The organism is Burkholderia territorii (genome assembly GCF_001718335.1).
In the GTDB taxonomy this organism is placed as follows: domain Bacteria; phylum Pseudomonadota; class Gammaproteobacteria; order Burkholderiales; family Burkholderiaceae; genus Burkholderia; species Burkholderia territorii.
Window position 1 is genome coordinate 1,435,893 of record NZ_CP013366.1, and the last position, 14,272, is coordinate 1,450,164.

General features: G+C 67.9%; 14 protein-coding genes. 8 read left to right on the top strand and 6 right to left on the bottom strand.

The window, feature by feature from the left end:
• Window positions 1-43: 43 nt before the first annotated feature.
• The 4 genes from WS51_RS17190 to WS51_RS17205 are packed head-to-tail and all read right to left on the bottom strand — an operon-like array spanning window position 44 to window position 3,248.
• Window positions 44-928, bottom strand: coding sequence for a pirin family protein (locus WS51_RS17190; protein WP_059769730.1), 885 nt, complete (start codon window positions 926-928; stop codon window positions 44-46).
• Window positions 929-951: 23 nt separating this feature from the next.
• Window positions 952-1,344 (bottom strand): OsmC family protein, encoded by a 393-nt coding sequence (locus WS51_RS17195; RefSeq protein ID WP_059546284.1) that lies wholly within the window; start codon window positions 1,342-1,344, stop codon window positions 952-954.
• Window positions 1,345-1,396: 52 nt separating this feature from the next.
• The gene (locus WS51_RS17200) at window positions 1,397-2,977 is read right to left on the bottom strand and encodes a cation:proton antiporter (protein WP_069229507.1); all 1,581 of its coding nucleotides are present in this window, start codon (window positions 2,975-2,977) and stop codon (window positions 1,397-1,399) included.
• A 10-nt stretch (window positions 2,978-2,987) separates the two neighbouring features.
• Window positions 2,988-3,248 carry a DUF1427 family protein gene (locus tag WS51_RS17205; protein ID WP_059449451.1) on the bottom strand — a complete coding sequence of 87 codons (261 nt, stop codon included), beginning with the start codon at window positions 3,246-3,248 and terminating at the stop codon, window positions 2,988-2,990.
• Between the two features lie 282 nt (window positions 3,249-3,530).
• Between WS51_RS17205 and WS51_RS17210 the strand changes: the two genes are divergently transcribed.
• On the top strand, window positions 3,531-4,217 hold the full coding sequence (locus WS51_RS17210; protein ID WP_059769726.1) for a hydrolase: 687 nt from the start codon (window positions 3,531-3,533) through the stop codon (window positions 4,215-4,217).
• A gap of 18 nt (window positions 4,218-4,235) precedes the next feature.
• On the opposite strand, the gene WS51_RS17215 is transcribed toward WS51_RS17210, so the two are convergent.
• A complete protein-coding gene (locus WS51_RS17215; RefSeq protein WP_059506192.1) occupies window positions 4,236-5,159 on the bottom strand; it encodes a LysR family transcriptional regulator in 924 nt (307 codons plus the stop codon).
• A gap of 80 nt (window positions 5,160-5,239) precedes the next feature.
• Between WS51_RS17215 and WS51_RS17220 the strand changes: the two genes are divergently transcribed.
• From WS51_RS17220 to WS51_RS17245, 6 genes are read left to right on the top strand one after another with little or no spacing between them, the layout of a single operon-like run.
• Window positions 5,240-5,407, top strand: a complete 168-nt coding sequence (locus tag WS51_RS17220) for a DUF1427 family protein (RefSeq protein ID WP_059449297.1) — start codon at window positions 5,240-5,242, stop codon at window positions 5,405-5,407.
• 19 nt (window positions 5,408-5,426) lie between these two features.
• Window positions 5,427-7,316: an amidohydrolase gene (locus tag WS51_RS17225; protein WP_069229508.1), complete on the top strand. Its 1,890-nt coding sequence runs from the start codon at window positions 5,427-5,429 to the stop codon at window positions 7,314-7,316.
• Between the two features lies 1 nt (window position 7,317).
• Window positions 7,318-7,764: a DoxX family protein gene (locus WS51_RS17230; protein ID WP_069229509.1), complete on the top strand. Its 447-nt coding sequence runs from the start codon at window positions 7,318-7,320 to the stop codon at window positions 7,762-7,764.
• Between the two features lie 53 nt (window positions 7,765-7,817).
• On the top strand, window positions 7,818-8,732 hold the full coding sequence (locus WS51_RS17235; RefSeq protein WP_059503084.1) for a VOC family protein: 915 nt from the start codon (window positions 7,818-7,820) through the stop codon (window positions 8,730-8,732).
• Complete coding sequence (locus WS51_RS17240) at window positions 8,729-9,427, top strand: YoaK family protein (protein ID WP_059448248.1); 699 nt, start codon at window positions 8,729-8,731, stop codon at window positions 9,425-9,427. The genes WS51_RS17235 and WS51_RS17240 overlap by 4 nt, the downstream gene beginning before the upstream one ends.
• Window positions 9,424-10,914: an alginate export family protein gene (locus WS51_RS17245; RefSeq protein ID WP_069229510.1), complete on the top strand. Its 1,491-nt coding sequence runs from the start codon at window positions 9,424-9,426 to the stop codon at window positions 10,912-10,914. The genes WS51_RS17240 and WS51_RS17245 overlap by 4 nt, the downstream gene beginning before the upstream one ends.
• A gap of 104 nt (window positions 10,915-11,018) precedes the next feature.
• Here the strand turns inward: WS51_RS17245 and WS51_RS17250 are convergent, their stop codons facing one another.
• On the bottom strand, window positions 11,019-12,605 hold the full coding sequence (locus WS51_RS17250; RefSeq protein WP_059448250.1) for an acid phosphatase: 1,587 nt from the start codon (window positions 12,603-12,605) through the stop codon (window positions 11,019-11,021).
• Between the two features lie 221 nt (window positions 12,606-12,826).
• Here WS51_RS17250 and WS51_RS17255 point away from each other — a divergent pair, with 221 nt between their 5' ends.
• Window positions 12,827-14,185 (top strand): cytochrome-c peroxidase, encoded by a 1,359-nt coding sequence (locus WS51_RS17255; protein WP_059503005.1) that lies wholly within the window; start codon window positions 12,827-12,829, stop codon window positions 14,183-14,185.
• The last annotated feature ends 87 nt before the right edge of the window (window positions 14,186-14,272 follow it).

The window sequence follows — 14,272 nt, forward strand, 5'->3', positions numbered from 1 at the left end:
TGAATGCCGGCCGCCCTGCATCGATGAGCCGGCGGCTACCGGCTTACTGCGCGCGGCGCTCCGGCTGGCGCGTCCATTCGTCTTCCTCGCCCGGCACCTTGCCGAAGGTCTGCGCGGCCCACGCGTTGCGCGCCGCCTCGATCTTCGCGCGCTCGCTCGACACGAAATTCCATTCGATGAACCGTTCGCCCGGCAGATGCGCGCCGCCGAGCAGCATCACGCGCGCGCCGTTCGCGCTCGCGAGCGCGACGTTCGCGCCGGCTTCGAGCACGGCCATCGTCGCCGGTGCGAGCGGCGTGCCGTCGATCGTGAGGTCGCCGTCGACGAGATATACGCCGCGCTCGTCGTGTTCCGCGTCGAGCACGAGTCGTCCGCCTGCGGCGAATTCCGCATACGCATAGAGCGTCGGCGAGAACACGGCGACGGGCGACGTGAGCCCGAAGGCGGTGCCCGCGATCACGCGCACGCTCGCGCCGTCACGCGTGAACGACGGCAGCGTGTCGGCCGCGTGATGCACGAACGCGGGCGCGGTGTCCTCGTGCTCGATCGGCAGCGCGACCCAGGTCTGGATTCCGTGCACGGGCTGCTCATGCGGGCGGTCCTCGTCGGGCGAGCGCTCCGAGTGGACGATGCCGCGCCCGGCGGTCATCCAGTTCACGTCGCCGGGCACGATCTTCTGCCGGAAGCCGAGGCTGTCGTGATGCATCAGCGTGCCGTCGAACAGATAGGTGACGGTCGCGAGGCCGATGTGCGGATGCGGCAGCACGTCGATCCCGCTGCCGGCCGGCAGCACGGCAGGACCCATCTCGTCGAAGAAGATGAACGGGCCGACGAGGCGCGCGGCGCGCGCGGGCAGCACGCGGCGCACGACGAGGTTGCCGATGTCGCTCTCGCGCGGCGTGAGCACGGTCTTGATCGTTGCGGACATGGTGGTCTCCCGGTTTCGGTGAATCAGGCGATGGCCGTATCGATCGCGATCGGGTGCGTGAGGATCTTGTGCACCGGGCACGCGTTCGCGATCTGCAGCAGGCGCTCGCGCTGTTCGTCGGTCAGGTCGCCGTCGAGCGTGATGCGGCGCACGATCGTGCTGCCCGCGCTGCCCGCTTCGTGCGCGAGCTTCACGTGCACTTCGGCGAGCGGCCAGCCCTTGCGTTGCGCATACATCTTCAGCGTGATCGCGGTGCAGGCGCCGAGGCTCGACAGCAGCAGCGCGACGGGCGTCGGTGCGGTATCGCCGCCGCCGAGCGACGCCGGTTCGTCGGCGCGCCACTGATGCACGCCGTCGGTGAAATGGACCAGGTAATCGACGGAGCCGATGCTCGCTTCGACGGACAGTTCGCTCATTGCAATTCCATGTGGGGGAGGGGAAGACGGGCCGGCCGGGCATGGCCGGACGTCACGGTTCGAGCAGGCGCTGCAGCCTCAGTTCCTCGAAATCCAGCTCGGATTCTATGCGGTGCAACACCGCGTCGTCGACGCGGCCGTCGCGATGCAGGTCGAGCAGCGCGTCGCGCGACACGCCGACCAGCTCGAGCTCGACGCGCAGCATCCGCGCGCGCACGTCCGCCGGCTCCGCGCCGTCGCGGTGCGCGCGTTCGTTGAACGCGACGCGGCTGCGGTATTCGGTCAGCAGCCGGTCGAGCGATGCGCGTTCGAGGCCCGAGCCGCGCTGCCCGCGCGCATCGAGCTCGGCGAGCGCCGCGCCGAACGTGGCTGCGCGCACCGCGTGCTCGGACATCGTGTGCCGCGCGGCAGGGCGCAGCTTCAGCACGCGGATCAGCGGCGCGAGCGTGCCGCCTTGCACGACGAGCGTCGCGATGATCAGCAGGAACGTGCTGAACAGGATCAGGTCGCGCCCCGGGAAATTGCTCGGCAGCGCGATCGCGGCCGCGAGGCTCACGACGCCGCGCATGCCGGACCAGCCGAGCACGACGGCCTCGCGCCACGACCACGGCGCATGGCCCGCGCGCGGCGCGCGCAGGCGGCCCGGCAGCCACATCGCGACGAACACCCAGACGACGCGCGCGGCGATCGCGGCGGCCGTCGCCGGCAGCGCGACGCGCAGGCCGGCCATCAGCACCGCGCCTTCGTGATTCACGCGCGCGAGGATCGCATGCAGCGCGAGGCCGATCAGGATGAACACGAGCGCGTCGAGCACGAACACGATCGCTTCCCAGGTCGCCTTCGCCTTGATCCGCATGTCGGCGTCGAACACGCGATGCTGACGCACGCCGAGCACGAGGCCGCAGGTCACGACCGACAGCACGCCGGAGCCGTGCACGGCTTCCGCGATCCCGTAGCTGCCCCACGCCATCGCGAAGGTCACGACGATGCCGAGCATCGGCTCGCGCAGGCGTTGCAGCACCCAGCACATCGCATGGCCGCATGCGAGACCGATCGCGATGCCGATCAGCGTGAGCGAGAAGAACAGGCCGGTCGCGCTCGCGGTCGTGATCGTGACGGCGAGCGCGGCCGAAACGGCCATTTGATACAGCAGCAGGCCCGACGCATCGTTGACGAGGCTTTCGCCCTCGAGCACCGTGACGAGCCGCGCGGGTAGCGGATGGCGTTGCAGGATCGCCTTCGCGGCGACCGCATCGGGCGGCGACACGATCGCGCCGAGCGTGAAGCATGCGGCCCACGGCAGCGACGGATCGGCCGCATGCACGGCGAGCGCGACCGCAACCGTCGTGAATGCCACCGCGCCGAGCGCGAGCGACGCGATCGAGCCGAGCTCGCGCCGGAATTCCTTCCATGCCGTGTAGAAGCCGCTCGACATCAGCAGCGGCGGCAACACGGCTGCGAGGAGCAGCGCCGGGTCCATGTCCGGCACGCCCTTGCCGGCGACGGCCACCACGCAGCCGCCGAGCAGCAGCACGACGGCCGGCGGAATCGAGATGCGCTCGGCGATCCACGTCAGCGCGCCGGCGGCGCAGATCAACAGCAGCAGGTAGTGAAACAGTTCGACGTTGGTCATGAGCCTGGCGTCACGACGGTTTGCGGTCGTTCGCGGCACTGCCCGGCAGTGCGCCGAACATGTGCTGGCTGCATTGTGCATCGCGCCATGCGGTATTCAGCCGATAGCCGGCCAGCATCCGGCGCGCGAGCGGCAGGATCTGTTCGCCGGCCAGCATGCCGAGCAGGCCGAGGAGCGCGATGATCGGCGGCGCCGGCGAGTTGACGCCGAGCGCGCCGTAGATGACGCCGGCGAGGACGCCTGCGAACAGCGACAGAAGATACGGTTTCATCATGAAAATCTCTCGTGACGGGCTGACCGGGGCGCGGGGCGCGCCTTCGACGTGCTCGAAGCGTATCGGGTTTACGTGTGGAACAAAAGGGCGGATGGCCGCTGGAGAGCCCCGTCGTCCGGAATTCGATCGATTCCATTTGTTGGATGTTCGAACGGCGGCTTTTCCGATTAAATGGCTGCAACCGGAACACGCAGATCCGGGGCAACGCACAGTCGGCTACTCCCGGTTTCCGGTCGAGGCAAGCCTCACACGTTTCCTGTCCAAAGGATGATTCGCGCCATGAGCAACCCGAAGCTTGAAGTCCTCACTCCCCAGAACAGCCAGTTGATCTTCATCGACCAGCAGCCGCAGATGGCATTCGGCGTGCAGTCGATCGATCGCCAGACGTTGAAGAACAACGTCGTCGGACTCGCCAAGGCCGCGAAGGCGTTCAACATCCCGACCACGATCACCACCGTCGAAAGCGAGAGCTTCTCCGGCTTCACCTATCCCGAACTGCTCGACGTGTTCCCGAACCAGAAGACGCTCGAACGCACGTCGATGAACTCGTGGGACGACCAGAAGGTGCGCGATGCGCTGGCCGCGAACGGTCGCAAGAAAGTGATCGTGTCGGGTCTGTGGACCGAAGTCTGCAACACGACGTTCGCACTCAGCGCGATGCTCGAAGGCGACTACGAAATCTACATGGTCGCCGATGCGTCGGGCGGCACGTCCAAGGACGCGCACGACTTCGCGATGCAGCGGATGATCCAGGCCGGCGTCGTGCCGGTCACCTGGCAGCAGGTCGCGCTCGAATGGCAGCGCGACTGGGCGCGCCGCGACACGTACGACGCTGTGATGGCGGTCGCGAAGGAGCACTCGGGCGCGTACGGGATGGGCATCGACTACGCGTACACGATGGTTCACAAGGCGCCGCAACGCACCGCGACGCCGCACGAGTCGATGCCGGCCGTGCCGGCGAAGTAACGGCCGCGGGCCGCCCGTTCAGACGGGCGGCAGCGCCCACGGCGCGTGCGACAGATGTTCGACGAGGAAGTCGAGCAACGCCGTCACGCGCGCGGCACGCAGCATGCCGGGCGGTGTGACGAGATTGAGGTTGATGTCGGCGATTTTCCAGTCGTGCATGACTTCCTCGAGCTCGCCGCTTTGCAGTGCGTCCCACACCAGGAACGTCGGCTGCAGTGCGAGACCGTGGCCTGCAATCAGCGCGGGGCAGATGACGTCGGCGTTGTTGGTGCGAATGCGGCCGCGCACGGGTATGCCGATTTCATCGTTCGACGCGGTGTGGCGAAAGCGCCAGTAGTCGGGTGTCGGGATGTTCGTGTAGGTCAGGCACACGTGCCGCTCGAGTTCGCTCGGATGGGTCGGCCGGCCATGCCGGTCGAGATATGCGGGCGATGCGACGAGCGGCCGGCGCACCGCGCAGAGACGGCGCGCGCGCAGCGAGGAGTCGTTGAGCTCGGCGATCCGGATCGCGACGTCGAAGCCGCCCGACACGATGTCGACGAAATGGTCGGTCAGCACGAGGTCGATGTCGACGCGCGGGTAGCGTTCGAGAAACGCGGGCAGCACCGGCGCCAGATGGTGCAGCCCGAACGACATCGGCGCGTTCACGCGCACGAGGCCGTGCGGTTCGAGCGCGTGCGCGGATGCTTCGCCCTCGATCAGCTCGGCGTCGGCGAGCAGCCGGATCGCGCGATCGCGCAGCAGTTCGCCGGTTGGCGTGAGCGACAGCTTGCGCGACGTGCGGTACAGCAGCATCGCGCCGAGGCGCTTTTCGAGGCGCGCGATCGCTTTCGACACGGTCGGTTGCGTGATGCCGAGCAGGTCGGCGGCCTTGGCGAACGAACCGGTCTCCGCGACGCGCGCGAAGATGGCCCAGGCTTCGAGATCGGGAAGATGTTGCATGGCTGGAGACGGTGGCAGGAAAGCGGCGCGCGGTGCCCGGGCGGCAATGCGGGACATTTTAATTCAGTCGGGAAGGGCGTATGGAATCGTATCTGACTTCATTGGGCGCCGGCGTGCTGGTCGGCGTCGTGTACAGCGTGATCAAGGTCCGCTCTCCCGCGCCGCCGCTGATCGCGCTGGTCGGGCTGGCCGGCATGCTGATCGGCGTGGCGGCCGTCGCACCGGTCCGTCACTGGCTCGGCTTCTGATTGCATCGAGGACAAACTGATGAACGCACCCGACATTCAACCGGATCTCATTCTGCACAACGGCCGCATCACGACCCTCGACCGCTCGAACCCCGTCGCAACCGCGGTGGCCATCGCGGCCGGCCGCTTCGTCGCGGTCGGCAGCGACGCGGACGTGATGCCGCTCGCGGGCCGCGCGACGAAGGTGGTCGACCTCGACGGCCGCGGCGTGCTGCCGGGCCTGATCGACAACCACTGCCACGTGATTCGCGGCGGCCTGAACTACAACATGGAGCTGCGCTGGGACGGCGTGCCTTCGCTCGCGGTCGCGATGGAGATGCTCAAGCGGCAGGTCGCCGTGACGCCCGCGCCGCAATGGGTGCGCGTGGTCGGCGGCTTCACCGAACATCAGTTCGTCGAGAAGCGCCTGCCCACGATCGACGAACTCAACGCAGCCGCGCCCGATACGCCGGTGTTCATCCTGCACCTGTACGATCGCGCGCTGCTGAACGCGGCCGCGCTGCGCGTGGTCGGCTATACGAAGGACACGCCCGAGCCGCCCGGCGGCACGATCCTGCGCGATGCGGCAGGCAACCCGACGGGCCTGCTGCTCGCGAACCCGAACGCAACGATCCTGTACGCGACGCTCGCGAAAGGGCCGAAGCTGCCGTTCGAGTATCAGTACAACTCGACGCGCCACTTCATGCGCGAGCTGAACCGGCTCGGCGTGACGGGCGTGATCGACGCGGGCGGCGGATCGCAGAACTACCCGGACGATTACGAAGTGATCCGCAAGCTGCACGACGCGGGCGAGATGACGATCCGGATTGCTTACAACCTGTTCACGCAGAAGCCGAACGCCGAGAAGGAAGACTTCGTGAACTGGACGCAGAGCGTCAAGTATCACGACGGCACCGACTACTTCCGCAACAACGGCGCGGGCGAGATGCTGGTGTTTTCGGCGGCCGATTTCGAGGACTTCCGCGTCGCGCGCCCGGACCTGCCCGCGCAGATGGAGGACGATCTCGAAGGCGTCGTGCGCGTGCTCGCGCAGAACCGCTGGCCGTGGCGCATGCACGCGACCTACGACGAAACGATCAGCCGCGCGCTCGACGTGTTCGAGAAGGTCAACGAGGACATCCCGCTCGAAGGGCTGAACTGGTTCTTCGATCACGCGGAAACGATCTCCGAGCAATCGATGGACCGGATCGCCGCGCTCGGCGGCGGTGTCGCGGTGCAGCACCGGATGGCGTACCAGGGCGAGTATTTCGTCGAGCGCTACGGCGCGCAGGCGGCCGAAGCCACGCCGCCGGTCGCGAAAATGCTCGCCAAGGGCCTGAAGGTGTCGGCCGGCACCGACGCGACGCGCGTGGCGTCGTACAACCCGTGGGTGTCGCTCGCATGGCTGGTGACGGGCAAGACGGTCGGCGGCCTGCGGATGTACCCGCAGCGCAACCTGCTCGATCGCGAGACGGCGCTGCGCATGTGGACGGAGTACGTGACGTGGTTCTCGAACGAGGAAGGCAAGAAGGGGCGCATCGCGGTCGGGCAGCTCGCCGACCTGGTGGTTCCGGATCGTGACTTCTTCGCATGCGCGGAAGACGATATCGCGGGCACGACCGCGTTGCTGACGGTGGTCGGCGGCAAGATCGTGTGGGGCGCGGGCCCGTTCGCGTCGCACGATGCGCCGATTCCGCCGGCGATGCCGGACTGGTCGCCGGTGCGCGAGTACGGCGGCTACGGCGGCTGGGGCGCGACGCAGCGCAGCGGCGCGCCGCTGCAACGGGCGGCGGCGGCCGCGATGTGCGGCTGCGCGAACGCCTGCAACGTGCACCAGCACGCGCATGCGAGCGCGTGGGGCAGTGCGTTGCCGACGTCGGACGCGAAGGGCTTCTGGGGCGCGTTCGGTTGCTCGTGCTGGGCGATCTGACATGACGACGCGCAACGTCCATGGCAACCCGGCATGGGTCCGCTTGCTGTTGTCGCAGCCGTGGATCCTGCCGCTCACGCGTCTCGCGTTGGTGTCAGCCTATCTGGTCGGTGGCATCGCTAAAGCACTCGACTTCGACGACGCGGTGGCCGAGCAGGCGCATTTCGGGCTGCAGCCGGCCGCTCTGTGGGCTGCACTGGCGGTGGTGGTCGAGATCGCCGGCTCGCTCTGCGTGGTGTTTCGCCGCTTCACGTGGCTCGGTGCCGGCAGTCTCGGCATGCTGACGCTCGTCGCGATGCTGGTGGCGAACGACTTCTGGAACCAGACGGGCACCGCGCACTTCATGGCGCTCAACAGCTTCTTCGAGCATCTGGGCCTGATCGCAGCGCTCGTGCTTGCTACCGTGGTCGACGACGCGCGGGATCCAGCCGGCGACAGCCGCGGGTAACCGCGATCGCCCGAGCCGCCGTACCATTTGATGAAACAACAAGGACATCCATGATGAAAATTCTTCGTTCCGCGTTGCTGGCGCTTGCGCTTGCCGGCGGCTTCGTCGCCGCGCCTGCCGCGTTCGCGAAACCGCCCGTGCCGCCGGCCGTCGCACCCACGGTGGCCGTCGGCCCGCAATACGACACGACGCACGTGTGCGTGGCGCCGGAGGACTTCGACCGCTTCACCGACAGCTTCGTCGCGACCTTCGGCGGCAGCAAGTCGAAGCAGGGTGTGTTCCAGGTCACGCCGACACCGAGCCAGACGATGTCGCAGCTCGTGTTGACGCCGGTCGGCACGATCTCCGTGTTCGGCTTCAAGACACCGGTCCCGTATCCGTTCTGCACGGAGCGCACCGGCTATCTCGTCACGGACATGGACGTTGCCGTGAAGTCGGCGCGTGAGCACGGCGCCGACGTGATCGTCGACACGTTCCCGGATCCCATCGGCCGCGATGCGATCATTGCGTGGGCGGGCGGCGTGAAGATGCAGCTCTACTGGCATACCCAGGCGCCGCACTACGACGCGCTGCAGACGATTCCCGAGAACCGCGTCTACGTGTCGCCGCAAAGCGTACGCAAGTTCGTGCACGACTTCGTCAAGTTCTCGAAGGGCAAGGTGGTGTCGGACGACCTGAAGGCGCCGGGCATCGAGATCGGCCGGCCGAACGATACGTACCGCCGCATCCGCATCGAATCGGGTTTCGGCAAGATGACCGTGCTCGTGACCGACGGCCATCTGCCTTACCCGTTCGGGCGCGAGATGACCGGCTACGAAGTGCCCGATCTCGCGGCGACGCTGAAGAAGGCCGAAGCCGCGGGCGCGACCGTGCTCGTGCCGCCGTTCACCGCGGACGGCCGCGACGCTGCACTCGTGCAGTTCCCGGGCGGCTACGTCGCCGAAATCCACGCGAGCGCGACGCGATGAAGCACGAAGACACGATCCTTGCCGCGGTGGCCGGCTTCGTCGACACGCTGAGCTTCGTCGCGCTGTTCGGGCTGTTCACCGCACACGTGACCGGTAACTTCGTGCTGATCGGCGCGGGCACCGCGGGCTTCGGCCAGGGTGTCGTGCTGAAGCTCAGCGTGTTCCCCGCGTTCGTGTGCGGCGTGATCGCGAGCAGCCTGATCGCGCGGTCGATGTCCGGACGGCCCGCGTGGCAGGGGGCGCGCGCGCTGCACGCGGTGCAGGCCGTGCTGCTGCTCGGCTTCTGCGCGGCCGGTGTATGGGCGACGCCCGTCACGCAGCCCGACGCGTTGCCGGCGCTCGTGGCCGGCATCGTCGGCACGTTCGCGATGGGCGTGCAGAACGCGCATCCGCGCGTGATTTCGCGTGCGGGCGGCGTGCCGAACACGGTGATGACGGGAAACGTGACGCAGGCGATCCTCGACGCCGTCGATCTGCTGTCGGCCGGCACGCCCGACACCGCACGCGCGGCGGCGCGCGCGCGCTTCGGCAAGATGCTGCCGGCGATCGTCGCGTTCGCGCTCGGCGCGATGGGCGGTGCGCTCGGGTTCCGCCAGGTCGGATTCCTGGCGCTGCTCGCACCCGTCGGCGCGCTTGCGATGCTTGCACTGTGTGCGGCGCGAGCAGCCGGACCTGCCACGCAGGAGCGTGCATGATCGCGCGGGAGCGGCGCAGGCGACGAAGCCGCCACGGCGGCGGCTTCGAGCGGGCCGTGCGCGTGTCGATCGTCGCGGGCCTGCTGTTCGCGGGTGCCGACGCGGCGGTCGCGCAAACGCCGGCGAGTTCGATGTCTTCATCGACGCCCGGTGACGGCACCGCGTCGGCCTGCACGGCGAAGCGGCCGACGGTGCTGTTCAATCGCTGGCAGGAAGACTGGTCGGTGCTCGCGAATCCGTGCGTGCCGCGCGCGCCGCTCGACGCACTGAAATACATTCCGCTCGGCAACGATCCGGCCTCCTATCTGTCGCTGGGCGTGAACCTGCGCGAGCGGCTGGAGACCAACGACGCGCCGCTGTTCGGGATCGGCTCCGCGCAATCGGATACGTACGTGATCCAGCGCGTCGAAGTGCATGCCGATGCGCATCTGGGCCAGCACTGGCAGTTCTTCGTGCAGTTGCAGGACGACCGCGCATTCGGCAAGAACACGATCTCGCCGGTCGACAAGAACCCGCTCGATCTCGAACAGGCGTTCGCGACCTACACGGGCGCGCTCGGTGGCGGCACGTTCAAGTTCCGCGTCGGCCGGCAGGAAATGGCGTTCGACTTGCAGCGCTTCATCGCGACGCGCGACGGTCCGAACGTGCGGCAGGCGTTCGATGCCGTGTGGGCCGACTACGAATATCAAAAGTGGCGCTTCATCGCGTATGCGACGCAGCCCGTGCAGAACCGCACGGTGTCCGCGTTCGATGACGTGTCGAATCGCGACCTCACGTTCAGCGGCGTGCGCTTCGAGCGGCAGTCGGTCGGGCCGGGCGACCTGTCGGGCTACTGGTCGCGCTACAACCGCAGCAACGCACGCTTCCTCGACGCGAGCGGCCCCGAGCATCGCGACGTGTGGGACGTTCGCTACACGGGCACGCGGGGCCGCTTCGACTGGGATCTCGAAACGATGCTGCAGACCGGCACGCTCGGCAACGCGACGATCGGCGCGTGGGCCGTCGGCTCGATCGCGGGCTACAAGCTCGACGCGCCGTGGTCGCCGCGCATCGCGCTGCAGGTGGACGCGGCATCGGGCGACCGGCATCCGCACGACGGCCGCGTCGGCACCTTCAATCCGCTGTTTCCGAACGGCTATTACTTCACGCTCGCCGGCTATACGAGTTACGCGAACCTGATTCACGTGAAGCCGTCCGTGACGCTGAAGCCGTCGTCGAACCTGTCGCTGCTCGGCGCGCTCGGTTTCCAGTGGCGCGAGACGACCGGCGACGCCGTCTATCAGCAGCCGAACGTCGCCGTGCCCGGCACGGCAGGCAAGGGCGGTCTGTGGACGGGGATGTACGTGCAGTTGCGCGCGGACTGGACGATCGCCGCGAACCTGATCGGCTCGATCGAGGCCGTGCACTTCCAGGTGGGCGACACGATCCGGCAGGCGGGCGGGCACAACGCGGACTACGCGGGTATCGAGCTGAAGTACGGCTGGTGACGCGGCCGCACGGCAGCGCGCGTGCATGAAAAAAGGGCGACCCGGCGGGTCGCCCTTCGCTCGTTCGGGCCGGCAGCGCGGCCGGCCCGTTCGCCGCGATGCCGTTACAGGTTCGGCGACAGCGTGAGCGCGTTCGTCAGGTCGCCCATCGGCTGCGCGCCGTTCGCCTTCAGCGCGTCGTCGCGCTGCTGCAGGCCCGCGAGGCGCGGCAGCGAGAAGCGGCGCGTGATGAAGCGCAGGATCGAACCCGTGTCGTACTGCGTATGGTCGACGAAACCCTTCTTCGCGAACGGCGACACGATCAGCGCCGGGATGCGGGTGCCCGGGCCCCAGCGATCGCCGCTCGGCGGCGCGGCGTGATCCCAGAAGCCGCCGTTTTCGTCATACGTGACGACCACGACCATGTTCTTCCACTGCGGGCTGGCCTGCAGGTGCGCGATCACGTCGGCGATGTGCTGGTCGCCCGAGGTGACGTCCGTATAGCCCGGGTGCTCGTTCAGGTTGCCCTGCGGCTTGTAGAACGTGACTTGCGGCAGCGTGCCCGCGTCGATCGCCTTGATGAATTCCGCGCCGTTCGCGCCGCCGTCGAGCAGGTGCTGCGCGCGGCTCGCGGTGCCCGGTGCCTGGTTCGCGTAGTAGTTGAACGGCTGATGGTGCGGCTGGAAGTTCGGCGTCGACAGGTCGGCGCCGTAGATCACGTTCGACGTGCCGTTCTGGCTCGCCTGCAGCGCCTGGCCCCACGCGCCGCCGTACCATGCCCACGATACGTTTGCGTTGGTCATCAGGTCGCCGATGTTGGTCGCCGTCTGCGGCGGCATCGTCGACGGGTTGGCCGGGTCGGCGAGCAGCGGGTCGCCGCCCGTGGCGGCCTTGTTGCCGCTCGGCTGGTACGCCGGCTGCATCGTGTTGACGCCGTAGAAGTCCGGCGTCAGCGCGCCGTCGTTGACGAACTTCGGCGGGCCGCTCAGCGCGGATGCGGGCGAGTTCGCGGCGACCTTCAGCGACTTGCCGTCGGCATTCAGGACTGCGATCTTGCCGGCCGCCGGGCTCTTGTCGGCGTTCGGGTAGTAGGGCGCGCATGCGCAGATCAGATACTGGTGGTTCAGGAACGAGCCGCCGAACGCACCCATGAAGAAGTTGTCGGCGAGCACGTATTGCTGCGCGATTTTCCACAGCGGCAGCTTCGACGGATCCGGCGTGTAGTGGCCCATCGTCAGGCCGCCCGCATCGGTCCATGCGGCGTACATGTCGTTCTTGCCGCCGTCGATCTGCATCTGGTCCTGATAGAAGCGGTGCACGATGTCGCGCGTCGCGATGCTCATCGACTGGTTGAAACCGTTCGGATCGTCGATCGCGAACGGAGCGTTCGGCAGGTTCGCCGTCATCGCTTCAGTGACCGCCGGCGTGATGCCGGTCGCGGTCAGGCCGCCCCAGATCTTCGGCAGCGTTGCCATCGTCGAGCCATCGCGATCCTTCTGCACCGAGTTCGCGGCCGTTGCGTTCTGCAGGCCATTCGCGCCCGGGAAGTTGCCGTAGAGGTTGTCGAAGCTGCGGTTTTCCGCATAGATCACGACGACGTTCTTCACGGCCGACAGGCCTTGCTGCGTGACGTCGTCGCCGCCGCAGGCGGTCAGGCTGAGCGCGGCCGCGAGCGCGATCGGCGTGTAGCGAATCCAGGCGTGCTTCTTCATGCGATGTTCTCTCTTTCGTCGTTAGTCGCGTGTGGGAACCGGGTTGTCGTCGGGCCGGCGCGGGAACCACGGGGCACCGACCGGCTGCGCGCATTATCTGGAACCCGTTTGACAGCCGGGTGTAGGGGCGCTTTCAATTGACTGTCGGTCGAACGTCATGCACCGGTCATGAAACTGACATAAGCTCCGGCCGATTGCCCACCGCTACAAGAAGAACGACGATGCACAGCCTTCTGAAATCCCTCGCGTTCGCGCGATCGTTGATCCCGGCCGCGGCGGCGCTCGCGCTCATCGGCGGCCTCGCGCCGCTCGCCGGTTGCGATGCGCGGCCCGGCGCGAACGCGCAGGCGGCCTCGGTCGTGTCGGCGGCACAAGCAGCCCCGGCCGCCTCGGCCACCCCGGCCGTCGCGCCGGCCGGCCAGCCGCAAACGCGCGCGCAGGTATTCGAGGGCGTGAAGCAGATGACGGCGCTCGGCAAGCAGCTGTTCTTCGATCCGTCGCTGTCCGGCTCCGGCAAGCTCGCATGCGCGTCGTGTCACAGCGCCGAGCATGCGTTCGGCCCGCCGAATGCGCTGTCGGTGCAGCTCGGCGGCGACGACATGCACCGCATGGGCTTTCGCGCGGTGCCGTCGCTGAAATACGTGCGTGGCATTCCGCCGTTCACCGAGCACTTCCACGATTCGCCCGACGAAGGCGACGAAAGCATCGATGCGGGCCCGACCGGCGGATTGACCTGGGACGGTCGCGTCGACACGCGCGATGCGCAGGCGCGCATTCCGCTCACGTCGCCGTTCGAGATGAGCAGCTCGCCGGCGCGCGTTGCGAAGGCGGTGCGTGCCGCACCTTACGCCGACGCGTTTCGCAAGGCGTTCGGCGATCGCGTGCTCGGCGACGACCAGGCGACTTTCGGTGCAGTGCTGCGTGCGCTCGACGCATTCCAGCAGCAGCCGGCATTGTTCGATCCATACACGAGCAAGTACGACGCGTATCTGGCCGGCCGCGCACAGCTCACGCCCGCGGAGTTGCACGGGCTGCAATTGTTCAACGACGAGAAGAAGGGCAACTGCGCGAGCTGCCACGTGAGCCAGCGCACGCTCGAAGGCGGCCCGCCGCAGTTCAGCGATTTCGGCCTGATCGCGATCGCGGTGCCGCGCAACCGCGCGCTGCCGGTCAATCGCGATCCGCGCTTCCACGATCTCGGCGCGTGCGGCCCCGAGCGCACCGACCTGAAGGGCCGCGACGAATTCTGCGGGCTGTTCCGCACGCCGTCGCTGCGCAACGTCGCGTTGCGCAAGACGTTCTTCCACAACGGCGTATATCACTCGCTCGAAGAGGTGATGCACTTCTACGTCGAGCGCGACATCCACCCGGAGAAGTTCTATCCGGTCGTGCACGGCAAGGTGCAGGTGTACGACGACCTGCCGAAGCGCTACTGGCCCAACATCAACCGCGAGCCGCCGTTCGACCGCAAGCGCGGCGACGCGCCCGCGCTGAACGAGGCCGAGATCAAGGACGTGATCGCGTTCCTGAACACGCTGACCGACGGATATCAACCGGCGGCCACGACGGCGGCGCGCTAGAACGCGGTCGTTGCGGCACGCATGCTATGCTCGCTGGCTGACGGGCGTGGCGCGTGCCGGGCCGCCGGCCGCGCGCCACGCCGTTCG